At 66.8% G+C, this 24716-nt stretch carries 17 protein-coding genes, 1 tRNA gene and 1 pseudogene; 6 read left to right on the top strand and 13 right to left on the bottom strand.

From position 1 onward, the window contains the following. The first annotated feature begins 71 nt into the window (after positions 1 to 71). Positions 72 to 995, top strand: a complete 924-nt coding sequence (locus tag G471_RS0107915) for a LysR family transcriptional regulator (protein ID WP_028994879.1) — start codon at positions 72 to 74, stop codon at positions 993 to 995. Here the strand turns inward: G471_RS0107915 and G471_RS0107910 are convergent. The 3 genes from G471_RS0107910 to G471_RS0107900 form a co-directional block, all read right to left on the bottom strand. Next, entirely contained in the window at positions 992 to 3640 is a 2649-nt protein-coding gene (locus tag G471_RS0107910) for a PD-(D/E)XK nuclease family protein (RefSeq protein WP_043421173.1), read from the bottom strand. The two genes, G471_RS0107915 and G471_RS0107910, sit on opposite strands and share 4 nt — an antisense overlap. Further along, positions 3637 to 5793 (bottom strand): patatin-like phospholipase family protein, encoded by a 2157-nt coding sequence (locus G471_RS0107905; RefSeq protein ID WP_245580531.1) that lies wholly within the window; start codon positions 5791 to 5793, stop codon positions 3637 to 3639. Before G471_RS0107905 ends, G471_RS0107910 begins: the two co-directional genes overlap by 4 nt. Positions 5794 to 5861: 68 nt before the next feature. Next, a complete protein-coding gene (locus G471_RS0107900) occupies positions 5862 to 6512 on the bottom strand; it encodes an OmpA family protein (RefSeq protein ID WP_028994876.1) in 651 nt (216 codons plus the stop codon). 159 nt (positions 6513 to 6671) lie between these two features. Here G471_RS0107900 and G471_RS17050 point away from each other — a divergent pair, with 159 nt between their 5' ends. From G471_RS17050 to G471_RS0107885, 3 genes are read left to right on the top strand one after another with little or no spacing between them, the layout of a single operon-like run. Next, positions 6672 to 8738, top strand: a complete 2067-nt coding sequence (locus tag G471_RS17050; protein WP_157272467.1) for a site-specific recombinase — start codon at positions 6672 to 6674, stop codon at positions 8736 to 8738. After that, positions 8738 to 10411 (top strand): autotransporter assembly complex protein TamA, encoded by a 1674-nt coding sequence (locus G471_RS0107890; protein WP_028994875.1) that lies wholly within the window; start codon positions 8738 to 8740, stop codon positions 10409 to 10411. The genes G471_RS17050 and G471_RS0107890 overlap by 1 nt, the downstream gene beginning before the upstream one ends. 2 nt (positions 10412 to 10413) lie before the next feature. Further along, positions 10414 to 14082, top strand: coding sequence for a translocation/assembly module TamB domain-containing protein (locus G471_RS0107885; RefSeq protein ID WP_028994874.1), 3669 nt, complete (start codon positions 10414 to 10416; stop codon positions 14080 to 14082). Between the two features lie 17 nt (positions 14083 to 14099). Here the strand turns inward: G471_RS0107885 and G471_RS17045 are convergent. Continuing rightward, positions 14100 to 15710: pseudogene (locus tag G471_RS17045) on the bottom strand (acyl CoA:acetate/3-ketoacid CoA transferase); the annotation flags it as partial. Positions 15711 to 15790: 80 nt separating this feature from the next. Then, entirely contained in the window at positions 15791 to 16375 is a 585-nt protein-coding gene (locus G471_RS17040; protein ID WP_211226405.1) for a CBS domain-containing protein, read from the bottom strand. 236 nt (positions 16376 to 16611) lie between these two features. On the opposite strand from G471_RS17040, the gene G471_RS17035 reads away from it, so the two are divergent. Together G471_RS17035 and G471_RS17030 are read left to right on the top strand one after the other, a co-directional pair. Further along, positions 16612 to 17181, top strand: coding sequence for a DUF2062 domain-containing protein (locus G471_RS17035; protein ID WP_043421170.1), 570 nt, complete (start codon positions 16612 to 16614; stop codon positions 17179 to 17181). Positions 17182 to 17251: 70 nt separating this feature from the next. Further along, a complete protein-coding gene (locus G471_RS17030) occupies positions 17252 to 17782 on the top strand; it encodes a hypothetical protein (protein WP_051295356.1) in 531 nt (176 codons plus the stop codon). Positions 17783 to 17862: 80 nt separating this feature from the next. On the opposite strand, the gene G471_RS0107860 is transcribed toward G471_RS17030, so the two are convergent. The 8 genes from G471_RS0107860 to G471_RS0107825 form a co-directional block, all read right to left on the bottom strand. Further along, positions 17863 to 17938 (bottom strand) — tRNA-Ala (locus tag G471_RS0107860). 53 nt (positions 17939 to 17991) lie between these two features. Next, on the bottom strand, positions 17992 to 18987 hold the full coding sequence (locus G471_RS0107855; RefSeq protein ID WP_028994873.1) for an L-threonylcarbamoyladenylate synthase: 996 nt from the start codon (positions 18985 to 18987) through the stop codon (positions 17992 to 17994). Next, on the bottom strand, positions 18987 to 20126 hold the full coding sequence (locus G471_RS0107850) for a 5-(carboxyamino)imidazole ribonucleotide synthase (protein ID WP_028994872.1): 1140 nt from the start codon (positions 20124 to 20126) through the stop codon (positions 18987 to 18989). The genes G471_RS0107855 and G471_RS0107850 overlap by 1 nt, the downstream gene beginning before the upstream one ends. Further along, positions 20123 to 20665: an ORF6N domain-containing protein gene (locus G471_RS0107845; protein ID WP_028994871.1), complete on the bottom strand. Its 543-nt coding sequence runs from the start codon at positions 20663 to 20665 to the stop codon at positions 20123 to 20125. Before G471_RS0107845 ends, G471_RS0107850 begins: the two co-directional genes overlap by 4 nt. 6 nt (positions 20666 to 20671) lie before the next feature. Then, a complete protein-coding gene (gene purE, locus G471_RS0107840) occupies positions 20672 to 21169 on the bottom strand; it encodes a 5-(carboxyamino)imidazole ribonucleotide mutase (protein WP_028994870.1) in 498 nt (165 codons plus the stop codon). Continuing rightward, positions 21166 to 22026, bottom strand: coding sequence for a bifunctional methylenetetrahydrofolate dehydrogenase/methenyltetrahydrofolate cyclohydrolase FolD (folD, locus tag G471_RS0107835; protein WP_028994869.1), 861 nt, complete (start codon positions 22024 to 22026; stop codon positions 21166 to 21168). The genes purE and folD overlap by 4 nt, the downstream gene beginning before the upstream one ends. 71 nt (positions 22027 to 22097) lie before the next feature. Beyond that, a complete protein-coding gene (locus G471_RS0107830; protein ID WP_028994868.1) occupies positions 22098 to 22709 on the bottom strand; it encodes an indolepyruvate oxidoreductase subunit beta in 612 nt (203 codons plus the stop codon). Then, on the bottom strand, positions 22706 to 24580 hold the full coding sequence (locus G471_RS0107825; protein WP_028994867.1) for a thiamine pyrophosphate-dependent enzyme: 1875 nt from the start codon (positions 24578 to 24580) through the stop codon (positions 22706 to 22708). The genes G471_RS0107830 and G471_RS0107825 overlap by 4 nt, the downstream gene beginning before the upstream one ends. Between the last annotated feature and the right edge of the window lie 136 nt (positions 24581 to 24716).

Genomic DNA, 24716 nt, shown 5'->3' with positions numbered 1-24716 from the left:
TAGCAGGCACTCGAGAAACCGACACGGCAGTCATCCGGGGCGTAAAATCCGCGCATCGATCCGGAAATCCCATGAAAATCTCCCTCGAACTGCTCCAGGTTCTCGACGCCATCGACCGGCACGGCAGCTTCACCGCTGCCGCCAAGGCCCTGCACCGGGTGCCGTCGGCGCTATCGCACGCGGTGGCCAAGCTGGAAAGCGACCTCGACATCACGCTGTTCATCCGCGAAGGCCGGCGTGCCATGCTCAACGACGCAGGCCGCACCCTGCTCGACGACGGTCGCCACCTGCTGCGCGCCGCCCGCGAACTGGAGCGCCGCATCCAGCGCATCGCCACCGGCTGGGAGTCGGAACTGCGCATCGGCCTCGACGCGATCATCCCGGCTGAGCGCCTGCTGCCGCTGATCCGGCGTTTCTACGATGCCGGTCACCAGACCCAGATCCGCCTGTCCAACGAAGTCCTCGGCGGCACCTGGGATGCCCTGGCCACCGACCGTGCCGACCTGGTCATCGGCGCGCCCGGCGATCCGCCGGCCCGGGGCGGCATTGGCAGCCGCCAGTTGTGCCGCCCCCGGATGCGTCTGGTCGTCGCCCCCGACCATCCCCTGGCCCGTGCGCCGACGCCGATCACTGCCGCCGACCTGGCCCTGCACCGCGCCATCGTCATCGCCGACACCTCGCAGGAACTGACCGCGCGCACCATCGGCCTGCAGGACGGCCAGGACGCCTTGCGCGTCCCCGACATGCGGGCCAAGGCCGCCGCCCAGCTGGCCGGCCTCGGCGTCGGCCACCTGCCCGGCTGGATCGCCGACCCGGAAATCGCCGCCGGCCGGCTGGTCGAACTGCGCACCGCCGAGCCGCACCCGCCGATACGCAGCCATATCGCCTGGCGCAACCGTCAGGTCGGCAAGGCGCTGCAGTGGTTTCTCGACGAACTGGCGCGACCGGAAGTCATCGCCGCGTTGAGCGCCGGGCTCGACAGCGGCGAGGATTAACGCGCCTGCAACAGCCGCCGTCGCTCGGGCAAGCGCAGCAAGGGCAGGACTTCGCAATATTTGAGGTCGGCCTCGCTGGCAAAGCTGACGCCGGCAACCCCGGCCCGGACCTCGCGCGCCACGCCGTGCAGGGCACCCTGCCAGTGAGCAATCACTGACGGCCAATCGGGGAAGCTTTCCGCCGGAAAAACCTTCTGCCGCGGATCAGCCAGCCCACGGACCCCCGGCAGCAGGTCGCCGGCAGCAGAAATCCCGGCAAAGGCCGGTTTGTCGATCAACACCTTGGCAAAAACGACGGCCACCACGTCATCGCCAACCAGAGCGGCGTAGATCGGCAACTGCGGCTCGGTGATGCGCGACGACGCCCAGTTGTCGATATTGATCGCAGCCCCGGTCTTGTAGTCGATGATCAGTTGCTGGCCGTCGGCCAGCCGGTCGATACGGTCGACCACCATGTTCACGCGGATGCCTTCGATGTCGACGCTGGCCGCCTGTTCGCAGGCGACGACGGTGAACGGCTCCGGCCGCTCGCGCTCGACCGCCAGCCAGCGCTCGAGCAGGCGCACCAGCCGCGCCGATTCCAGTTGCCGGAAGCGTTCCGGCAAGGAGCTAAGCTGCGCCTCCTCGAAGTGCACCAGCGCCTTCTCGACCGCCTCGGCCAGAAGGCGCCGGGCGGCGTCATCGCTCAGCGCCGCCAGCCCTTCACTGCCGCCGACGCGGCCCCAGAACTGCTCCAGCGCGCCATGCACCAGGGTGCCGCGCGCGGCCGGGTCGAGGCCTTCGACCGGCGTTTCCATGGCCTGCGCGCCGAGCCGGAACTGATAGAAGGCCCAGGCCGGACAGATCGCCTGCGCCCGCAGCAACCAGCTTCCGCCGGCCACCACCTCGCCCTCGGCAACCGGCGGCGCCACGCCATCTTCGATGGATTCGCAGCCGGCAGCAACGGCCAGGCGAGTGGCCAGCGTCGTCAGCCGCGCCTCGTGCACGCCGGCCGCCGGCAGTTCGCCGAGCAAGGGGCTGGCACGCAGCATGCGGTTGCCGTCGGCGCGCGCCCAGGACAGCACCACCGAAGCCGCCGAACGCAGCAGACGAACATGCACGCGGCGGGCGAAATCGAGTTCGACGTCGGCGCTGGCATGCGAACTCCCGGCCGTGCGCTGGGCGTCGACTGACAGCAGTGGGTTCGGCCGGGGCGGCGGCGGCCAGCGGTCGTCGTTCAGACCCATCACCCACAGGGCGTCGAAATTCAGGCCGGCGCTTTCAAGCACGCCGAGCACCTGGATCGCCGGCTGACCGCGGGTTTCCGGCTGGAACAGGCGTTGTCGGCACAGTTCGCGCAGACGGGCCAGCGCCGCGCCCTGACCGATGCGCCCGAGCAGCGCGTCGAACCGCCCGAAGCCGTCGAGTACTTCGCCAAACGCCCGATGCGCCTGGAACTCGTCGCTGGACAAAGGCCGTTCGCCAGGCCAACCGGCAGCCGCCAGCGCCTGCCGGAAAACCCGCCCCCAGGCGCCCGGTAACTGGCTGCGCGGCGCTTCGGCCAGCATCGCCAGCGCGCCATTCAGCGCATCAACCGTGCGCGGGCAGGATTGGGCTTGACGCGCCGCCAGCCGCAGCAGGGCTGGCACCTGGGTGAAATAGGGCAGGTCGCGGCGCATCGCCGCATCCAGACAGGCCCGCGCATCGGCTTCGCTGACGTCGCCAGCCCAGAAGGCACCGAGCAGCAGCGTCGACAAACGCGACTGCTCGAAGGCCGCACGACCGCTGCCCAGGGCCAGCAGATCGAGCGCACTGCGCACCAGTGGCTGTTCGGCCAGCGGCCGGCCGAGCGAGATGTTGTAGCTGCGCGGCAGTTCCGCGCCATCGGGACGTAGCGCCGGAAGATGCAGGGCTTCGTCGAGCAGGCCGGCGAGGCGGTCACGAACGCCAGCGAGATCCGGCGCGACGATGCCAATGCGCCGGCCGGGATGCTCAGCCAGTTGCGCCAGCGCCCAGCTCACGGCGGCATGGCATTCGGCGGTGGCATCGGCGCAGGCATGGACAGTCGGCGGCCCGGCAGGTACCGAGAAATCGCGTTCCGAGACATCCACCCCACGCGCCTGAAGCACGTCGATGAATCGTTGCTCCAGCGGCGTCAGGCGGTCGAAGCCGCACAGCACGACTTGCGCCGGCAGAACGAACTGGCCGGCCGCCAGGCGGTCAAGCAGTTCAAGTTGCAGACTGGCGGGATCGATCCAGCCGCCGTCGCGGCAACGCTTGAGGAAAGCCGCCTGCCAGGCGGCGAACAGACGCGCCTCATCGGCCGCGCCGCCGGCGGTCAGCCCCCAGCGCCGACACAGGGCGTGCGCGTCCATGGCCGACGCCGCCAGGCCGGGCAGATCGAACAACGGTGCCGCCGCACCGGCGCCGCTGCTCAGGGCATCGGCGATCACCTGTTCCCAAAGCAGGCGCTCGGCTTCGCTGTCCAAGGCTTGCGGCAGCGCGGCATCACCGCCGAGCACTGCTTCGTCGGCCAGCGCCGACAGCCACTGGACCATGGTCAGCGCCGCGGGCGTCTGCCAGGCGCCCGATCCAGTCGGGACTTCGTCGCGCAGGATCTGGGCCAGTCGACTGGTGGCACAAAGATGGAGGGTGTCCTGGCTCATGGCGTACCGATGAACAGGAACAGATTGGATGTGCCCTGCCGCGAGTGGCCGATACCGAGATAGGCCGGTCCGAGCGGCGTCTCGCCGCCGAGGTAAAAGGCCAGCGAATCCAGCCAGCCGTCGCGCCCGGTTTCGCTGAAGCGCCGGCCCAGACGGGCGGCTTCGAGGGCCACGCCGAAACGCATGTCGCCCCGCAGCCCCAGCGGCAGGCGACCGATGATTCGTTCGCTGCGCAGACCGGCGTACTGGATGTCGTCGCCGAGCAGCTGCCCAGTGCTGTAGGCGGTCATGTTGAGAAAGCCGCCCAGCCGGCCGGCGTCGTAGGCCGGCAATTTGCCGCGCGGCGACCCGGTGTAGGCGACCCGGGCATTGAACACGGTATCGGCCAGGGTAAAGGCCCCGCGCAGCTCGGCATCGAAACGCGCGTAATCGCGAGCCGGTGAATGGAAATAGTTCAGATGGGCGGCCCAGCCCCGGGTCGGGAAATACATGCGGTCGGAACGGTCGAAATCGAGCGTTGCCTGCCAGCCACCGAAGGTGACATCACCGCGCGGCAGCGCCAGGGTTCCGGTATCGAGCCGGTAATCGCGGCGACGCTGCAGCCAGCCGAAGCGTACCGCCCCATAGACGTGGGCGTTGTACCCCAGCCATCCCCCCAGGCGCGACTCGGTGACTTTGTACTTGGCGATCCGCCGATCGTCCTCGAACACGCTCAGGCGCTCCTGCTCGACACCGGCCAGCGCTTCGGCGAAGTAACGCTGCGCGGGATCAAGCGGCTGATGGAGATTCACCCCCAGGCGATTATGCGAGCCCAGTTCGGCGTGATAGAGCAATTCGCCACCCAGGGCATTCAGCCAGGTCCGGTGATAGGCGGCGCGGACGCCGAACGACGCCCCGTCACCGCTGTCGGCGGCGAGATGGATGCCGAAACGCAGATAATCCGGCCCCCAGGGTTTCTCGACCGGCATGATGCGCAGGGTATTGCGTCCGGCATTGCCGATCACCGCGTAATCGACGCTCTCGTAATCGCCATCGCCGTAAATACGCAACAAGCTGCGGTCGATACGCTCAGCCGAAACCACGTCACCAGGCGCAATATCGATGAAGCGATCAAGCGAGCGCGGATTGACCCGACCCAAGCCGGCCACCTCGATCGCGTCAACCCGCAGCGGTGCAGCAGCCTGGGCCTCGATGCCCTGCCACCAGGCGAGATAGTCGGCCGGCGCCAGGGCCAGCGGAGCCAGGCGCTCGGCCACGGCCTGCGCCGCCTGTCGGCCGCGCACCGCCGCTTCGGCGTGACGTGGAAAGTCGCCGGCACGGATGCCGTCGAGCGCCGGCTGGATCAGGATGTCCCGCTCGCCCAGCAGGGCCAGCGAACGGGCCACGTTCTGCCGGGTCAGGATGCCGATCATCTGCGCCGACACCGTCAGCAGGGAACCGACCTCATCGGCCTTGAGCAGCGGGGTGCCGACATCGACGACGATCAGCACATCGGCTGCACAGCGTTCGCGGATTTCCGCCACCGGCAGGTTGTCGACCAAGCCACCATCGACCAGCTTGCGCCCGCCTTGCTCGACCGGTGCCAGCAGGCCGGGAACCGACATGCTGGCGCGCATGGCCGTGCTCAGATCGCCGTCGCGGAACACCACGGCCTCGCCGCTGCCAATATCGGTGGCGACAATCGACAAGGGTAGCGCCAGCTGCTCGATGCGGCTGCCGCCGACCAGACGGTTGAAGAACAGTTTGATCTTCTGCCCGGCAACGACGCCGCCCTGGTAGCGGACGCCGTCGGCGCCGACCCCACTTTCGGAACCCGGCAGATACAGCCGGGAAATGGCCCGGTTACGATGGCTCATCTCGCCATAGTCGGGGTTGTCGAGGAACATGTCCGACCAGTCTACGGCCGCCAGCGCTTGCTGCATCCTGGCCGGCGTGACGCCTGCGGCCCAGGCTCCGGCAACCAGCCCCCCCATGCTGGTGCCGGCGACACAAGCAATCGGGATGCGCTGTTCGGCCAGCACTTCGAGCACGCCGATATGCGCGGCACCGCGCGCGCCGCCACCGCCGAGCACCAGCCCGACGCGCGGCGGCTCGGCCGCGATACCCGGGATGCTGGTAACGACCAGGCTCAGGACCAACAGGGAGCGATGCAATAATGACAAAGGACTTCCAGATGTAAAAAAGCCCTGCCGAGGCAGGGCTTCGTGCAACAAAGTCGCTATTACTTGGTGCCGATGACTTCGATGTCGACGCGGCGATCCGGCTGCAGGCAGGCGATCAGGGCCGGGGTCTTGGCGTTGCCCTTGCAGGTGTCGCCGGTGACCGGCTGGGTCTTGCCCTTGCCTTCGGTGTAGATGCGGTTGGCTTCGATGCCCTTGGCAACCAGGTATTCCTTGACCGCAGCAGCACGCTTCTCGGACAGGGTCTGGTTGTAGGCAGCACCGCCGATGCGGTCGGTGTGGCCGACGGCCAGGATCACTTCGAGCTTGATCTGGGCAGCCTTGGCAACCAGTTCGTCGAGCTTGGCCTTGCCTTCCGGACGCAGGACAGCCTTGTTGAAGTCGAACAGGGCGTCAGCGGCGACGGTGATCTTTTCACCGGTCGGCTTCGGGCCGGCGACAGCCGGGGTTGCAGCAGCGGCAGCCTTGCCTTCGCAGGTTTCCTTCGGCAGCAGGTCCTTGTCGCATTCGCAACCGGCCTTGTCGGCGGCGGCGCCGGCCGGGGTCCAGTAGCCGGTGCGCCAGCACAGGCCGGTACCCGACTTGGCGACGACGTCGCGCTGGTCGATGACATAGACGCGTTCCTGGGCAACGGCAGAGAAGCCGATGCCGGCCAGCAGGGCAACAGCGATGGATTTCTTGACGAGGTTCATGTTTCTTCCTGTTGAAAGGGTTGTTATTGATATTGCAGCACGCATTCTATTACGAATCGTCACCAAGACAACAAGCGGGAAAGAACGGGTTTAGCGCACCACGGGATATCATGGTGCAACCTGAACCACCGGGCAGTTCCGTTTGCCCCGCCGATGCCTTTGAAAACACTCATCCGCCGCCTGACCCGCTACTTTGGCGACTTCCGCCCCACCGGCGACCAGCGCCTACTTGCCGCACTGGAAGATTTCCGCAATCCGGAAGCCTGTGAGCTTGAATTGCTGCGCCGGCTGATCGCCGCCCTGCGCCCGGAGGATACAAACGACGACCAGAGCAACCGGCGCTACGCACTGATGCTCGAGCGCCTGGAAGACGACGAGGCATTGCGCGCCGGCTTCCGGCATCACGTCATCCATTTCGTCGGCAGCCGCCGCCTGCTGAGTTTTTTCACCGACAGCGGCATCCTGCCCGGCACCGGCTTCTTCTCCGAATGGTGGCGCATCCTCGGCAACCGACTGCTGCCCGAGGTACCCGACGAAAGACGGATGAAGGACTGCCTGCACCTGATCTTCTCCGACCGCGACGACTGGCGCTGGCTGGAGGCCGTCCCGGCCGAACTGGCGCACCGCTTCTGGGAAATTCTGGCGCCGCCCGAAACCTTCCGTGAAATGGACCGGCGCGGCGTCCAGGAGCAGATGCTCGACGCGCTGCTGCTGCTCGCCCATCGGGTCAGCGGCCTCGGCCTGGAAGGCGAACTGATGCGTGCGTCGCCCAACCTCGAGGATGATTCGCCGCGCTTCGTCGCATTGTCGGCCGAGGCACTGGAATTCGTCCGCGGCTTCCGCGCCGGACTCGACGGCGACGACAGTCGCTTCGACAACGGCGACCAGTTGCTGGTCATTGTCGACCAGTGCCAGGACACCCTGAACCGAATCCGTAAGCGGGCACTCACCATCGGTACCAGCCTTCATCTTTCGTACATTCTGACCCGCAGCGAACAAAGCCTGCAGCGGATCACCGAACTCACCCGCATCCTCACCGCCGGCCTGCGCAATGCCCCGCACGAGGTCGCCATCCGCGACTGGACGATCTTCGCCCGCGAGGTTTTCCTCGCTGAAAACCGCCGTCACAGCCTGCGTCACTACATGCAGCAACTGTCCGGCGTGCTCGCCGTGCGCGTCACCGAAAACGCCGCCCGCTCGGGTGAACACTACATCTGCGAAACCCGTACCGACTACCACCGGATGTGGCGTTCGGCGGCCGGTGCCGGCATCCTGATCGGCATCATGGCGCTGCTCAAGATCAAGGCGGCGGCACTTGGGGCACCGCTGTTCGTCGAAGCCTTTCTGTTCAGCATGATCTACGGCCTGGGCTTCGTCACCATCTTCCTGCTCGGCTTCACCGTCGCCACCAAGCAGCCGGCCATGACCGCACAGACGCTGGCCGGTCTGCTCGACGGTCTCAAACCCAATCGCCAGGCCGACCTCGAACGCATTGCCGATGTCGCGGCAGCGGTCAGCCGCAGCCAACTGGCGGCCATCGGCGGCAATGTCATGGTCGCCCTGCCGGTGGCCATCCTGGTCAGCCTCGCCGCCGCCTTCCTGTTCGGCGGGCCGCCGGTCGACACCGCCAAGGCGGCGCACCTGATGGCCGATCTCGATCCGCTGTCGTGGGCGGTCCCGCACGCGGCCATTGCCGGCTTCTTTCTATTCCTGTCCGGCCTGATCAGCGGCTATTTCGACAACCGTGCCGCCTACGCCAACATCGGCCCGCGCATCGCCCGTCTCGGCTGGCTGCAACGACTGGCCGGCAAGGACAGGGCTGTACGCACCGGCGACTACATCGAAAGCCACCTCGGCGGCATCATGGGCAACCTGTTGTTTGGCTGCATGCTCGGCTCGACCGGCATGATCGGCACCCTGCTCGGCCTGCCACTCGACATCCGCCACATTGCCTTCTCCTCGGCCAACCTCGGTTACGCCTTCGGCGGTTTCGAGTTCGCCATGGCCTGGCAGGCTTTGCTGTGGGGCGCACTCGGCGTCGCCCTGATCGGGCTGACCAACCTCGGCGTCAGCTTCGCGCTGGCCTTGCGCACGGCCATGGGTGCCCGGCGCATCGCCTTCGCCCACTGGGGCCCCTTGCTGGCGGCACTCGGCCGGCGTTTCCGCCAGCAACCGCGCAGTTTCCTGCTGCCGCCCGAAGAGCCACGGGAGAACGGGGGCCATTGATGCGCAGCCTCCGCCTTGCCCTGCCCCTGCTGCTCGCCTGCCTGGCCCTGCCAGCCACAGCGCAGTTGCGGATCGAGGCACCGGCAGCGCTGGCCAGCCGCCTGTCGCCTTTTCTGCAGGCAGAAGCCGGCCCTCAGCGGCTGCAGGCCCAGGCGCGTGACATTCTCGCCACCGAAGGCTATTTCTCGCCGAACATCGATATCGTCGACCACGACGGACTGCAACTGCGTGTCGATCCGGGGCCGCGGACACTGATCGAGCGTGTCGACCTGAACGTCGATGGTCCTATCGACAAGGAACGTCGCCAGGCACTGATAAGCGGCTGGCGCCTGCCGGCCGGCCAGCCCTTCCGCCAGGAAGACTGGAATACCGCCAAGCAACAGGTACTGGCCGAACTGCTGGCCAACGAACACGCTGACGCCCGACTGGTCGACAGCCGCGCCGACATTGATGCCGAGGCAGCACGCGCCACCCTCAGCGCCCGCTACGATGCCGGCCCGCGCTACCGCTACGGCGAACTGGAATTCAGCGGCCTGCACCGCTACACGCCGGAACTGGTCGCCCGCTACAACCGCCAGGTCCGGCCGGGAGAACCTTACCGGGCAGCCGACCTGCAGACCCTGACCGGCATCCTGCAATCGACGCCGTACTTCGCCAGCGTCCGTGCCGAACTCGATACTGCCGCCGCCCAGATCGACGCCGACGGCAACGCCGTCGCCCCGGTCCGCCTGCGGATGCGCGAGCGCCCCGGTCATCGCGCCGGCTTCGGTATCGGCGCCAGCTCCAATACCGGCGCCCGGGTCGAGGCCAACTACAACACGCCCGACCTCTTCGGCCAGGCCTGGGAATTCGATACCGGCCTGCGTCTCGAACAGAAGCGGCAGACCTTCTACAGCGACGTGATCCTGCCGCCCGACGACAAACAACGCCGGCACAGCATCGGCTTTGTCCGCGAAGCCAGCGACATCGAGAGTCTGCGCACCGAACGTTATGGACTCGGCATCCAGAGCGTGCAACAACGCGGCAGCGTGGAGCAGCGCCTGTCGCTGAACTGGCAGCGCGAAACCCGCTGGCCCGACGGCAGTGTCGACATCACCAGCCGGGCGCTGGTGCCCAACGCCATGTGGACCTGGCGCCAGATCGACAACCTGCTCGACCCACGCGCTGGCACGGTACTCCAGTTGAGCGTCGGCGGTGGCGCCAAGGCGGCGTTGTCGGACCAGAATTTCGTCCGCCTGCACGGGCGCATCCAGCACTACCTGCCGGTTGGCCCCCGCGACACCCTGGCCCTGCGCGGCGAACTGGGGCGGACCTTCGCCGATTCGCGCCTGCGCATTCCGCAGGATTACCTGTTCCGCGCCGGCGGCACCGGTTCGGTCCGCGGTTACGCCTATCAGAGCCTGGGCATCAAGGAAGGCGAAGCCACCGTCGGCGGTCGTTACCTGGCGGTGGCCAGCGCCGAGTACACGCACTGGCTGAACGACGACTGGGGCCTGGCGCTGTTTGTCGATGCCGGTGACGCCGTCGATGGACTCAAGGACATCCGCCTCGCCACCGGCTACGGCCTCGGCGTACGCTGGCGCAGCCCGGCCGGCCCGATCGGCGCCGACCTCGCCTACGGCGAACGCGAAGGTCGCCTGCAACTGCATTTCTCGCTGGCCATCCCGTTCTAACTATGCGCCGCCTCGTTACGCTCCTCCTCTCCCTGCTCCTGGCCATCGGCACCGCTGCCTACTGGCTGGTCAGTACCGGCAGCGGACTGCAATTCGCCCTGAGTCTGGCCGGCACGCTGAGCGGCAATCGCCTGCTGGTCGAGCAGGCTGACGGGCGTCTCGGCGGCCCGCTCACGATCGGCGAACTGCGTTGGCAGGATGGCGACACCCACATCGTCGCCACCGACCTCGCGCTGGCCTGGACACCCGGCGCCCTGCTGCTGCAGCGCCTGCAGATCGAGTCCCTGAGCGCGACCAGCCTGCACATCACGACCCCGGCCAGCGACACCCCGAGCGTCGAGCCGGCCGACCTGCAACTGCCGCTGGCCATCCATCTCGGGGAATTGCGCATTGCCCGCCTGCACTACGGCGAGCAGGAAATCGCCCGCGACCTGGCGGCGCGGATCGACAGCGACGGCCGCCACCATCGCATCGACGACCTGCGCCTGCACAGCGGCGATGTCGCCGTGCGCGGCCAAGTGCAGATCGACGGCCAGGCCCCCTTCCCGCTCGAGGCCAGCGGCGAGATCCAGGGGCAACTGGAAGACAAACCACTGGCGCTGGCGTTTCAAGCGGCGGGGCCGCTGGCCGGCTTCACCGTCAAGCTCGACGCCCGCGCCGGCATCGAAGGCAATGCCTTGGTCAGCCTGCACCCGTTCGCGGCGATGCCGCTGGTCGAGGCCGACATCAAGCTCGCCAACATCGACCCGGCGGCCTGGCGCGACGGGCTGCCCGACGCCCGCCTCGACCTCGATCTCAAGGTGACGCCGGCGGCCGGTGGGGTAAGTGCCCGCTTCGACCTGAGCAACCGCCAAGCCGCGCCGCTCGACCGACCGGGATTGCCGATCGAGCGCCTGCAGGGGCAAGCCACCTGGCTGGACGGACAACTGGCGTTTCCCGAACTGCAGGCCCGCCTGGGCGGCGGCGAACTTTCCGGACGCGGCGTCTGGCAGGGCGAACTTGACGACGGCGCGCTGCAACTGGAACTCGCCGTCCGTCAGCTCGACGCCACCCGCCTGCACAGCAGCTTGCGGCCGACCCGGCTGGACGGCCAGCTGAGCGCGACAATCGGCCAGCAACGCCAGGACATCCGCGTCGACCTGCGCGACCGCCGCTTCACCTTACGCGGCACCGCACAACACGCCGCCGATATCCTGACCCTGACGGACATCGAAATCGCCGCCGGCCAGGCCCGCCTGCTTGCCGCCGGCAGTCTGCAACTGGTCGAGCAGGCATTCACGGTCGACGCCCGGCTGCAGGAATTCGACCCCGCCCGCTTTGCCGAACTGCCGAGCGCGCGTATCAACGCCAGGCTGCAGGCCAAGGGACGACTGCAGCCGAAACCCGTCGTCGACGCCAGCTTTGCCCTCGGCGACAGCCAGTTTCGCGGCCAGCCGCTGGCTGGCCAGGGCGAATTGCAGGTGGACTGGCCGACGCTCAGCGGCATCGACCTGAACCTGGCGCTGGCCGGCAACCACCTGACCGCCAAAGGCGGTTTCGGCGCCCCCGGCCAGCGCCTGCAGCTCGCCATCGACGCGCCTCGCCTAGGCGCCCTCGGCGCCGAAGGCGACCTGAAGGCCGACCTGAACTTGAGCGGCAGCCTCGCCCGACCGCTGGTCGACGGCGAATTGCGCGCCGGCCGCATCGGCCTGCCCGGCGTTTTCCGCGCCGACGGCGTGCATCTATCGGCCAGCCTGGCGGAAGCTGCCGATGCGCCGCTGCAACTCGGGCTGACGTTGCAGCGCCTCGAATCCGGCGCCGGCCAGCGCCTGTTCGCGCCGCTGACCATCCGTGGCGACGGCAGCCGGCGCCAGCATCAAATTGCCATCGACGGTCGCCTGGCCGCTGGCGAACGCCTGCAACTGCAGGTCGACGGCAGCGAGCAGGACGGTCGCTGGCAAGGCATGCTGACGCAACTCTCGCTGCTTGCCGACAGTGCCGCCCGCAACCTGCGCCTGCGCAGCCCGGCCGCGCTGCGGGCAAGCGCCGACGGCTGGTCGGTCGGCCCCCTGCAACTGGCCGGCGAGCCGCTCGACTGGCAGGCCACGATCCAGGCCAACGCCGACCGTAAAGCGCTCAAACTTGACCTGCAGGCCAGCGGCTCGCGAATCGGACGGGTCCAGGCCGGCTTGACCGCCGGCGTGGACGGCCCCTGGCAACTGGCCGCCAGCGCGCCCTGGCAGGGCCAGGCCACGGCCGAAATTGCCGACCTCGGCTGGCTCGGCGAACTGCTCGGCGAGGACTGGCAAACCGGCGGCCGCATCGACGCTCGCCTGCAGCTTGCCGGCAGCCCGGCCCGACCGGCGCTGGCCGGCACCCTGAACGGCCAGGCGCTCAGCCTGCGCCTGCCGGCCCAGGGCCTGGCGCTGGTCGACGGCGAGCTGGCCGCCGACATCGCCGACAATCTGCTGAGCATCCGCCGGCTCAGTTTCAGCAGCGCCCGCCAGCGCGCGCCCCGGCCGTTGCGCCTGGCGCTCGGCGATCAGGCCGGCAGCCTGGAAGGACCGGGACGACTCGATGTTTCCGGCGAGCTGCGCGTCGCCCCCGGACAGGGCGACGGCCAGGCGGCGCTGACCGTCCGCCTCGACCGCGTTGGTGTCTGGCAACGCCAGGACCAGTGGGTCAGCCTGTCCGGCGAAGGAAAATTGCGCTGGCAGGACGCCGCGCTCGGCATCGACGGCCGCCTCGCCATCGACGGCGCCTACTGGCAACTGGCACCGGCCGGCGCCCCGCGACTGTCCGACGACGTCGTCATCCATCGCCCGGGCAACCAGCCGTCGCCGGGCCTGCGCCCGAACCTGGCACTCGATGTGCAGACCGATCTCGGCCGCCATTTCCTGTTCGAAGGCGCCGGCCTGAGTACCCGGCTGGCCGGTCAGGTCCGGCTGAGCGCCAGCGGTCGCGATCTGCCCCGGGCCACCGGCACGATCCGCACCCGCGACGGCCGCTTCGAGGCCTACGGCCAACGGCTGGAGATCACCCGCGGCATCCTGACTTTCCAGGGGCTGCCCGACAACCCGGCGCTCGACGTGCGCGCCGTGCGTAAAGGCCTGGCCGTCGAACCCGGCGTCCAGCTTTCCGGCACGGCGCAGCGACCGGTGGTACGCCTGATCTCGGACCCGGACCTGCCGGACCCGGAAAAGCTGTCCTGGCTGATCCTCGGCCATGGCCAGGACAGCATGAGTGCCGGCGACGCCAGCCTGCTGCTGTCGGCGGCCGGCGGCTTGCTCGGCAACGACTCGGGCAACCTCGTCCAGCAACTGAAACGCACGTTCGGCATCGACGAATTCGGCGTTCGCCAGGGCAATCTCGACGGCAGCGGCGGCCGTCAGCCGGGCAGCCGCGTCGTTGCTGCCGGTGTCGACACCGGCGCAACGACGGGCAACCAGATCCTCAGCATTGGCAAACGCCTGTCGTCGTCGGCCACCCTGAGTTATGAGCAGTCGCTGGGCACGGCCGAGAGCATCGTCAAACTGTCGATCGAACTGACCCGCCAGATCACGCTGATCGGGCGGGCCGGCAGCGACAATGCACTGGACGTGTTTTACACGCTGACCTGGGGGCTGCCGCCGACATCACGACGTCAGGGTAGCCGCCATCAGGCAACAGACGGCAGCGATACAACGGACTGAAATCAGGCCTGTCCGGCCAGGATGTCCGGCCGCAGATGCATCGGCGCATCGACGAAGATACGCGCGTCCATGAGCCGGGGCGCAGTCGGCATCAAGGGCGCGAAATCCATGCGCGCCAGGATGTCGTGCTGCAGGTCAACGCCCGGCGCGATTTCGGTCAGCACCAGCCCGGCCGCGGTCAGTTCGAAGACGCAGCGCTCGGTGATGTAGAGCACCGGCGTGCCGCGCTTGACCGCCTGCGGCCCGGAGAAGGTGCGGTGTTCGACCTGGTCGACGAACTTGACCGCCGAGCCGTCCTGGAGAATCTTCAGCTTGCCGCCGTCGACCGCCACTTCCAGGCGGCCGGCGGTGAAGGTGCCGACGAAGACGACCTTGCGCGCCGATTGCGAGATGTTGATGAAACCGCCGGCACCGGCCAGTCGCGGGCCGAACTTGGAGACATTCAGGTTGCCCTCGCGGTCGGCCTGGGCCAGCCCGAGGAAAGCGAGGTCGAGACCGCCGCCGTCGTAGAAGTCGAACTGGCTGGGCTGGTCGATGATCGCCTGCGTGTTGGTGGCGGCGCCGAAGTTCAGGCCGCCGGCCGGAACACCGCCGATGACGCCGGGTTCGGCGGTCAGCGTCATCAGGTCGACGATGCCCTCCTCGGCAGCGACGTCGGCCACGCCTTCGGGCATGCCGATGCCGAGATTGACCACGGCACCCGGCGTCAGCTCCATCGCCGCGCGACGGGCGATGATCTTGCGCTCGCTCATCGGCATCGGCTTCAGCGCCGACATCGGCACCCGGATTTCGCCGGCAAAGGCCGGGCTGTACGGCTCGGCGAAGGTCTGCATGTGGTATTCGGGCTTCTCGGCGACCACCACGCAATCGACCAGGATGCCGGGAATCTTGACCTGGCGCGGGTTGAGCGTGCCGCGTTCGGCGATGCGCTCAACCTGGACGATGACGATGCCACCGGAGTTCCTCGCGGCCATGGCGATCGCCTGGGCTTCCAGCGTCAGCGCCTCCTTTTCCATGGTCACGTTGCCGTCCGGGTCGGCGGTGGTGCCGCGGATGATGCCGACGTGAATCGGGAAGGCCTTGTAGAACAGGTATTCCTCGCCGTCGATTTCCATCAGCCGGACCAGTTCGGCGGTCGTCCGCTCGTTCAGCTTGCCGCCGCCGAAACGCGGATCGACGAAGGTGCCGAGACCGGTGCGCGTGATCGTTCCCGGCTTGCCGGCGGCGATGTCGCGGAACAGGTGGGAAATCACGCCCTGCGGCAGGTTGTAGGCAGCGATGCGGTTGGCCACCGCCAGTTCCTGCAGGCGCGGCACCAGCCCCCAGTGACCGCCGATGACGCGGGCAACCAGGCCGTCATGGCCGAGATGGTTGAGCCCGCGTTCCTTGCCGTCGCCCTGGCCGGCGGCATAGACCAGCGTCAGGTCACGCGGCGCGCCCTGGCCATGCACATCGCCTTCGCGGGTTTCGAGGAAACGCTGCTCGAGCGCCACGGCGATGTTCTCGGGAAAGCCGATGCCGACGAAACCGCCGGTCGCCACCGTCGCGCCATCGCCGATGAGGGCCACGGCATCGCGTGCCGAAACGATCTTGCCAGCGGGGGAAAGGGATTGCGCCACAGTGCTCATCGAGTTCTCCGGGAAACGACAAACCCCAATGTTCGGGCAGAGCGCGGCATTGCGCCACGCTCGTTTACCCGCATGCGGCGTCAGTTGACCAGCGCCGCCTCGATTTCGGCGAAGGTCCGCGGCAGATCGAAGCCCAGCACCGGCACACCGAGCGCACGACCGATCTGGGTGGCCGAGAACAGGCCGCGAACGCGCGGCAGGCCGGTGGACGGATCGGTATCCTCGACCAGCACGTGCTGACGCCCGAGTTGCTTGAGGGCATCGAGGATATCGGCCACGCGAGCACGCAACACATCTTCCAGATACAGGGTGTCGATGCTGGCGATCGGCGTCATCAGGTCGGCCACATGCAGTTCATCGCGCTTGCCACCGCGCGCCTGCGCCACCTGCAAAGGCTTCTCGCCAAGGATGTCGCGGGCGGTGATCAGGCCGACGACTTCCTCGTCCTTGCCCAGCACCATCAGCAAACGGACGCCGCGCGAGATCATGCGCGCATTGGCATCGTCCACCGAAGCTTCGGGGCCGATGCTGACCACATTGACCCGGGAAAAATCAGTCATCGCCTCGATTGCCGGGGAATCGGCGGCAATCAGGTTAAAACCGGAAACGCACAACGAAGCATTTTGCGACAGCTTGTGTGCACGAACGTGAACAGGGTGGTTCATGGTGTCTTCCTCCATCAGGATTCTTATTTTTGCGGAGCAAACCGCTTGCCGGGAGTGTCTCTGCCAAGCCGCACTCCTTGCCCACAGTATTCCGGGAAGCGTGTGCACTTGCAAGTGATTGGCACATTCGCCACAGCACCGCCGAAAAGCACACAGGCAACTGCGCTTTCGGCAACGGGGACGCGGTATCATTCGGCGCTTTCACCCTGCACCAGCCTCCCCACAAGCCACCAGCCATGACCCGCCCGACCAGCCGCCTGCGCTCACTGATCCCGACCCGGGAACAGATCATGGCCAATCGCTGGCTCGGCTGGCTACGCCCCTTCCTGGCCCACCCGCAACTGTGGCGCTGGTCGCGCCGCGGCGTCGCCCTCGGCGTGGCACTCGGCATTTTCTTCGGGCTGCTCATCCCGATCGCCCAGATCCCTTTCTCCGCTGCCGCCGCCGTCCTGCTGCGCGCCAATGTACCGGCGGCCGCAGCCAGCACCCTGGTCACCAACCCGGTCACGTTCGGCCCCGTGTATTACGCGGCCTACCGCCTGGGCAGCTGGATTTACGGCGACACGCCGCAGGACGAACCACCGGTACACGACGACGCCGACCACGAAATCAGCATCTGGGAACGCATCGGCAAACTCGGCCTGCCCCTGATCACCGGCCTGGCCATCATGGCAACGATCTTTGGACTGCTCAGCTACTTCGTGATCAGCGCGGTCTGGTACTGGCGGGTCAAGGCCAAACGACGGCGTATGGTTCGCTATTACCAGACACGTGACGGCAGGAAGAACAGCGACCCGCAAGCCTGACACAAGCGCTTAATCATTCCGCAACGCTGACCGGCGAAACTTGCGGCTTTGGATTTCTGACGCTTGGTCGATGCTCACCAAAACCCCACTGGGCGAAACTGAACTTCAGCCCGGCCGTCGTACGCTAGGCTTGCGCGAGCGCGCTGTACTCGTGCTGGCCGATGGCACGCGCCCCCGGGAAATGCTGGCTTCGCTTTACGATGGCTCGGCAGCGCCACTGGTTGATCGATTGCTCGAACTGGGTTTCATTGCACCCAGTTCGGCAATGGCGCGAGAAGCACAACGCGAACCAGAACAGGCAACCCATGTAGCCGACTCATTCAAGATTGTGCGTCCATCTTTGGGCGAGGCACGTCTGTATCTGTTTGATCTGTCCGAGCGCCTGCTGGCGCCACGTGACAAACACCTGGCAGAACATTTCCGGGAAAAATTGCGCATGGCAAGGGACGAAGCAGCATTGATCGCCGTCGCCAACAAGCTGCTTGAGATGATTGCCGAGCACGCGACGCCGGAGCGAGTATCCGGGATGGCAGAAAGGCTGCAGCGCTTTTTCCCTGATGCGATGATGGGCCCGACTCAATTCAGTAAGGCCGTGACCTAACTGCTGGAGCGTAATCACTCTTCGATTACGCCAAAAAAGCAAAAAGGCCTTTGGAAACAGGCCTTCTTGGTGAAATCGAGTGGTGGACCGAATGAGGATCGAACTCACGACCTCCGCATTGCGAACGCGGCGCTCTCCCAGCTGAGCTATCGGCCCGTGGCGGGGATTATAGCCTAGCGTTGGACGGAATTCACCAGCGCCCGCGGAAGTCAGATTTGTCCGGCGCCCGCCGCGGCGCGGCGCAGGCGGTCGGCGACGGCCGCCCATTCGGCACCGCCGGGCAGCGCCTCGACGACGATCAGGTCGACACTGGCGTGATCCATGTCGCGCAGCGCGGCGTAGAGGTCGTGGGCATAGCCGACCGGGTCGGCCGGCAGCATCCGCCAGGCGTGCGGCATGCCGGCCTGCGGCGGCTGGTTGGGGCTGATCACGCCGCAAGTGCCGCCGCGATGGCGCTGGGCGTTGAGGAAGTCGAGCAGGCGCTCGCCGGTGACCACGCGCAGCGGCGTGATCGGCGCGTAGTGGGCTTCCAGCGAGCCGGAAACGCGGGGCGCGCCGTGGCTGGTTTCGATGGCCGGGGCGCGGCCGAGCACCGCTTCGAGATGCAGCGGCGAGATGTGGCCGGGGCGCAGCACCACCGGTTCGCCGCGCGAGCAGTCGATGATCGTCGATTCGATGCCGACGGCGCAGGGACCGCCATCGAGGATCAGCGGCACGCGCTCGCCCAGTTCCTCGGCGACGTGGGCGGCGGTGGTCGGGCTGATACGGCCAAAGCGGTTGGCCGACGGCGCGGCGATGCCGGCGTGCTCACCTTTGGCGACGGCAAACCGGCGCAGCAGTTCGAGCGCCACCGGATGGCCGGGAACGCGCAGGCCGACGGTGTCCTGGCCGCCGGTGACGGCGTCGGGCACCCAGGCCTGCTTCTTCAGGATCAGCGTCAGCGGGCCGGGCCAGAAGGTTTCCATCAGTTCCCAGGCAATGATCGGCACTTGCTCGGCCCAGGCTTCGACGGCGTCGTGGCCGGCCAGGTGGACGATCAGCGGATGGTCGGCCGGGCGGCCCTTGGCGGCGAAGATCCTGGCCACCGCCGTCGGGTTGGCAGCGTCGGCGCCGAGGCCGTAGACGGTCTCGGTCGGCAGCGCGACCAGTTCGCCGGCCAGCAGCAGGTCGACAGCGCGCTGGTAATCCGCTTCGGAAGGCGTCATCAGTCCTTGATGCCGATGGCGGCGCGGGCAGCCAGCGCGGCTTTCTGCACGGCTTCGGCGTTGTCGCCGATGACCGTGAAGTGGCCCATCTTGCGGCCCGGCCGCGCGTGGTGCTTGCCGTAGAGGTGCAGCTTCAGGTTGGGGATGGCGTAGAGCACCGACCAGTCGGGTTCGCGGTAGCTATCACCGTCGTACCACAGGTCGCCGAGCAGGTTGACCATCACCGACGCGGAGTGAGCGCGTGCTTCGCCCAGCGGCAGGCCGCACAGCGCGCGCACCTGTTGCTCGAACTGGTTGGTGACGCAGGCGTCGATGGTGTAGTGGCCGCTGTTGTGCGGACGCGGCGCCATTTCGTTGACCAGCAGCTGGCCGCGGCTGACGAAGAACTCGACGCCCATGGTGCCGATGTAGCCGAGCTTTTCGGCGATGCGCGCGGCGACGTCCTCGGCGTCGCTCTTCACGCAGCCGGAGGTGCGCGCCGGCACGATGGAGACATCGAGGATGCCGCGCGTGTGCTGGTTCTCGCCGGTCGGGAAGCAGGCGACCTTGCCCTGCTCGTCGCGCGCCAGCACGACCGAGACTTCATAGTCGAGCGGCAGGCGCTGCTCGAGCACGCATTGCTCGCCCTTGAACTGGCCGAAGGCGAGCAGCGCTTCCTCGACGTTGTTGACCGTCGCCTGGCCTTTGCCATCGTAGCCGAAGCGGGCGACCTTGAGGATGGCCGGGAACAGGCTGGCCGGCGCGGCCTTGAGATCGGCATCGCTGTTGACCTCGATGAACGGACCGTGCGGGAAACCGTTGTCGCGCAGGAAGGTTTTTTCGCTGACGCGGTGCTGGCAGATGGCCACCGCCGCCGCGTGCGGGCGCACCGGCACGAACTTGGCGAGGTAGTCCAGCGTCGCTGCCGGCACGTTCTCGAATTCGGTGGTGATCGCGGCGCAACCGGCGGCGAATTCGTCGAGCGCGGCGTAGTCGTCGTAGGCAACGCAGAAGTGGCGTTCGGCGATCTGCGCGGCGGGAGAGTTTTTGTCCGGATCGAGCACCCAGACCCGGTAGCCCAGTTCGTGGGCGGCGGCAACAAAGAAGCGGCCGAGCTGGCCGCCACCGAGCATGCCCAGCGTGGCGGGCGGCAGGATCATTGTTTCTTCTCCTGAGAATCAGTCACGAAGCCGATCTGGCGCGACGAGGATAGTGGTGGGGTCGCCATCTGCCGGATGGTTGCCACCAAGGTGGATAGGGTGTTGTCGTGACGCGCGACACGCGCTTCAAGCTCGTCCAGGCGCTCAGCCAAGTCCTTGTGTTCGACCAGCATCTGGCGCAGGCGAACAAAGGCGCGGACAACGAAGACGCTCATTTCGACGGCACGCGAACTGTTCAGAATACTAGCCGCCATGATGGCGCCGTGTTCTGTGAATACGCGCGGCAGGTGCGGAGAGTACTTCAGCCGGGCGAGGTGATCACATTTTGTGATGACCTCCTGCTTTTCTTCCTTGGTCAGGATGAAGGAAAAGTCGACGGGGAAGCGTTCCCCATTTCGTTTGACCGCTTGATTGAGGACGCGCGCCTCGACGCCATAGAGCTCGGCCAGATCGCTGTCGATCATGACGCGCTCGCCGCGCAACACGAGGATGCGTTGCGGCAGTTGGTCGACGCTGAAACGGAGCTGGTCCTCTCCCATTGCGGCTCAGACCTCGGGCAGCTTCATCGCCAGGACCTTCTCGGTCTGGGCGGCACGGAAAGCCTGCAGCTTGGCGTTCAGCGCCGCGTCGCCGTTGGCCAGCATGGCGACGGCGAACAACGCGGCATTGGCTGCGCCGGCTTCGCCGATGGCGAAGGTGGCAACCGGGATGCCCTTGGGCATCTGCACGATGGAATGCAGCGAATCGACGCCGGACAGGGCGCGCGACTGCACCGGCACACCAAGCACCGGCACCGTCGTCTTGGCGGCGAGCATGCCGGGCAGGTGGGCGGCGCCGCCGGCGCCGGCAATGATCGCCTGCAGGCCGCGCGGGCCGGCGGTCTCAGCGTATTCGAAGAGCAGGTCGGGCGTGCGGTGGGCGGAAACGACGCGGGCTTCGAAAGCGACGCCGAAGTCTTTGAGGATGACGGCAGCGGCCTGCATGGTCGGCCAGTCGGAGTCGGAGCCCATGACGATACCGACGGAGATTTTCTTGTCGCTCATTTGCGGATTCCTGCTTTGCGTTCGGCGGCCTCGATGGTGTTGGCCAGCAGCATGGTGATGGTCATCGGCCCGACGCCGCCCGGCACCGGGGTGATCTGGCCGGCGACGGCGAGGCAGTCGTCGAAATCGACGTCGCCACACAGTTTGCCATCCGGCAGGCGGTTGATGCCGACGTCGATGACGACGGCGCCCGGCTTGATCATGTCGCCCTTGACGAACTTCGGCTTGCCGACGGCGGCGACGACGATGTCGGCGCGCCGGGTGTGGAACTTCAGGTCGCGCGTCTTCGAGTGGCAGACGGTGACGGTGGCGCCGGCGTTGATCAGCAGCATCGCCATCGGCTTGCCGACGATGTTGGAGCGGCCGATGACGACGGCTTCCTGGCCGGCGAGATCGACGCCGCCCTTCTCGAACATCTTCATGACGCCGTAGGGCGTGCAGGGAATGAAGCGCGGCGCGCCCTGCGACAGGGCGCCGACGTTCTCGGCATGAAAGCCGTCGACGTCCTTCTCGGCGGAAATGGCTTCGAGCACCTTCTCCTCGTCGAAGTGTTTGGGCAGCGGCAGTTGCACCAGGATGCCGTGGATCGCCGGGTTGGCGTTCAGTTCGGCGATCTTGTCGAGCACCACCTGCTGGTCGACGCCGGCGTCGTAGACGATCTTCTCGGAGTGCATGCCGATGGCCAGACAGCCATTGACCTTGTTCTTCACGTAGACCTGCGAGGCCGGGTCTTCGCCAACCAGAATGACCACCAGACCGGGCTGGTGCCCCTTGGCCGTCAGGGTTTCCACGCGTGCCTTGAAGCTCTGCCGGAGCTCTTCCGCCAGCGCCTTGCCGTCAATGATTTGTGCCGTCATCGTCCATCCGTCAAAAAGAAAAGGGGAAAGGCGGTGGCCTTTCCCTTTGATTCGGCGCGGATTTTACCAGATTACGCGAGCGCTGCTTCAGCTGCGCCAACCGCCGCCCTGCCGGCCTCGAAAGCACGCCGGTTGAGTTCGACCAATTTCTCGCCCTTGCGCGCAAAACGCTTGAGCACGCAATCGAGCAGGACTTCCGCACCGAACGGCAGATGATCGGCGATGGCGCCGAGCATGACGGTGTTGCCGAGGCGGATGTCGCCGAGTTCCTGGGCGATCGTCGTCGCGTCGAAGGCGACCACCTTGTTGCCGGTCTTGCGGATTTCGGCGAGCGGATCGTCGGGGTAATCGAACAGGCCGAGTTCGACCACCGGCGGCACCAGCCGGGCGGTGTTCATCAGCGTGATGCCGCCTTTTTTCAGCATGTGCTGCCAGCGCATCGCCTCGGCCGATTCGAAACCGAGCAGCACGTCGGCACTGCCCGGTGTGATCTGCGGCGACAGCACGCGCTCGCCGAAACGCAGGTGCGAGGAAACGACGCCGCCGCGCTGCGCCATGCCGGCGACTTCGGTTTTCTTGGCATCGTGACCAAGGGCGATGGCCGCTTCGGCGAGAATTTCGGTGGCGGTCATGACGCCCTGACCACCGATACCGACGACGAGGATATTGGTCGTTGCGCTCATGCCGAACAGCCTCCCTTAACGAACTGGATCGGCGCACTCGGCACGTAGTGCTCGATTGCCTTCGGCGCACAGGGCTGCAGGCAAAGGCCGCAACCGGTACACACCGACGACTCGATACGGACGAAGGCGAGATCGACTTCACGGCCGCTGGCCTTGACCTCCTTGCCGCGGCGGGTGACGTGGATGGCCGGGCAGCCGACGTCGATGCAGTTGCCGCAACCGGTGCACTTGTCCTCGTCGACCGCGTAGGGCTTGAGCTTGTGGTAATCCTTGATCAGCACGCAGGGCTGGTCGGTGATGATCACCGACACATCCGGTACCTTGACCTCCTCACGGATGGTCTTGAACAACACCGGCAACTCGTAGGGATTGACCACGTGGATGCGCTCGTCCTTGACCCCCAACGCCGACACCAGCTTGGCGAAGTCAATGCGCGGCGCTTCGTCGCCGTGGATGTCGCGGCCGTTGCCCGGGTTGTCCTGACCGCCGGTCATGCCGACGGCGCGGTTGTCGAGCAGCAGCACGGTGACGTTGCCCTTGTTGTACACCATGTCAAGCAGGCCCTGCATGCCCATGTGCAGGAAGGTCGAATCGCCGATCACGGCGACCACGCGCTTGTCCTTGTCGGACTCGCCACGGCCTTTGTCCATGCCCAGGGCGATGCCCATCGAGGCGCCCATCGAGACGCAGGTATCCATCGCCTGCCAGGGGTGTCCTGCACCCAGCGTGTAGCAGCCGATGTCGCCGGAGATGTTGAGGTTACGCACCTGCGACAGCGTGTAATAGACACCGAGGTGCGGACAGGCGACGCACATCGTCGGCGGTCGCGGAAACAGTTGCAGGGCGGCCGTCGCTTCGCTTTCCGGCAGCGCTTCGCCGAGCAGCCGGGCAATCGCCGGCCTGAGCACAGCCGGCGACAACTCGCCCTGCAACGGCAGGATGTCCTTGCCGATGACGGCGATGCCCTGGGCCTTGAGTTCGGTTTCGAGCAGCGGCTCGACTTCCTCGACCACCACCACCTGATCGACCAGCGCCGCCAGTTCGCGGCACTTCTCGAACGGTGCCGGGCAGGAGAAGCCGAGCTTCAACACCGGGGCGTCCGGGAAGGCTTCCTTGACGTGCATGTAGGCCGGGCCGGAAGTGATGAAGCCGACGCGGCGGTCGCTGCCCGGCTCGATGAAATTCAGCGGCGAAGTCTCGGCCAGCGCGCGCAGGTCGCGGTCACGCTGGAACATCAGCGGAATGCGCTTGCCGGCGTTGCCCGGGACCATCACGTAACGCGCCGGGTCCTTGCGGAAGCCGGCGCCGGTGTGCGGCACGCGCTCACCGACGGTGACGATGGATTTGACGTGATTGATGCGCGTCGTCATGCGCAGGATCACCGGCACCTGGAACTGCTCGGACAGCGCGAAGGCGTCGAGCGTCATTGCGTAGGCTTCCTGCGAATCGGCCGGCTCGAACACCGGCACGTGGGCAAAACGCCCCCAGTAGCGCGAATCCTGCTCGTTCTGCGACGACGACAGGCCGACGTCGTCGGCAATGGCAATCACCAGGCCGCCGCTGACGCCGGTCAGGGTCAGGGTCATCAGCGCGTCGGAGGCGACGTTCATGCCGACATGCTTCATGCAGCAGAAGGCGCGCGAACCGGCGTAGGCGGCGCCGATGGCAACTTCCAGCGAGACCTTCTCGTTGACCGACCACTCGGCGTAGAGATCCGGGTAGGTGGCGATTTCTTCGAGCATCTCGGTCGACGGCGTGCCGGGATAGGCCGCAGCCACCTTGACGCCGGCTTCCCAGACGGCGCGGGCGACGGCTTCGTTGCCGGAAAGCAAATGCCGGCTGGCGGCCGGTGCGGGCATGACTGCTGCCATGAAAGCTCCTGATTACAAAGACAAGAGCGGAAATTATAGGAAGGCGCCAGAACTTCGATTTGATACAACGCAAGCAAGGCCGCTTTAGTTTTTTGTCTCATATCGAATTGCATAAAAAAATCCCGCAAACCAATCA

The sequence above is a fragment of the Azonexus hydrophilus DSM 23864 genome (assembly GCF_000429605.1).
GTDB classification, from domain to species: domain Bacteria; phylum Pseudomonadota; class Gammaproteobacteria; order Burkholderiales; family Rhodocyclaceae; genus Azonexus; species Azonexus hydrophilus.
This window is presented reverse-complemented; position numbering and strand designations above follow the sequence as displayed.

Coding starts and splice junctions, on each gene's coding strand:
- folD (WP_028994869.1), bottom strand. CDS start 22,026: ATGACGGCACAAATCATTGACGGCAAGGCGCTGGCGGAAGAGCTCCGG.
- G471_RS17040 (WP_211226405.1), bottom strand. CDS start 16,375: ATGAACCACCCTGTTCACGTTCGTGCACACAAGCTGTCGCAAAATGCT.
- G471_RS0107850 (WP_028994872.1), bottom strand. CDS start 20,126: ATGATCCTGCCGCCCGCCACGCTGGGCATGCTCGGTGGCGGCCAGCTC.
- purE (WP_028994870.1), bottom strand. CDS start 21,169: ATGAGCGACAAGAAAATCTCCGTCGGTATCGTCATGGGCTCCGACTCC.
- G471_RS17030 (WP_051295356.1), top strand. CDS start 17,252: ATGCTCACCAAAACCCCACTGGGCGAAACTGAACTTCAGCCCGGCCGT.
- G471_RS0107910 (WP_043421173.1), bottom strand. CDS start 3,640: ATGAGCCAGGACACCCTCCATCTTTGTGCCACCAGTCGACTGGCCCAG.
- G471_RS17035 (WP_043421170.1), top strand. CDS start 16,612: ATGACCCGCCCGACCAGCCGCCTGCGCTCACTGATCCCGACCCGGGAA.
- G471_RS0107845 (WP_028994871.1), bottom strand. CDS start 20,665: ATGGGAGAGGACCAGCTCCGTTTCAGCGTCGACCAACTGCCGCAACGC.
- G471_RS0107915 (WP_028994879.1), top strand. CDS start 72: ATGAAAATCTCCCTCGAACTGCTCCAGGTTCTCGACGCCATCGACCGG.
- G471_RS0107890 (WP_028994875.1), top strand. CDS start 8,738: ATGCGCAGCCTCCGCCTTGCCCTGCCCCTGCTGCTCGCCTGCCTGGCC.
- G471_RS0107825 (WP_028994867.1), bottom strand. CDS start 24,580: ATGGCAGCAGTCATGCCCGCACCGGCCGCCAGCCGGCATTTGCTTTCC.
- G471_RS0107855 (WP_028994873.1), bottom strand. CDS start 18,987: ATGACGCCTTCCGAAGCGGATTACCAGCGCGCTGTCGACCTGCTGCTG.
- G471_RS0107830 (WP_028994868.1), bottom strand. CDS start 22,709: ATGAGCGCAACGACCAATATCCTCGTCGTCGGTATCGGTGGTCAGGGC.
- G471_RS0107900 (WP_028994876.1), bottom strand. CDS start 6,512: ATGAACCTCGTCAAGAAATCCATCGCTGTTGCCCTGCTGGCCGGCATC.
- G471_RS0107885 (WP_028994874.1), top strand. CDS start 10,414: ATGCGCCGCCTCGTTACGCTCCTCCTCTCCCTGCTCCTGGCCATCGGC.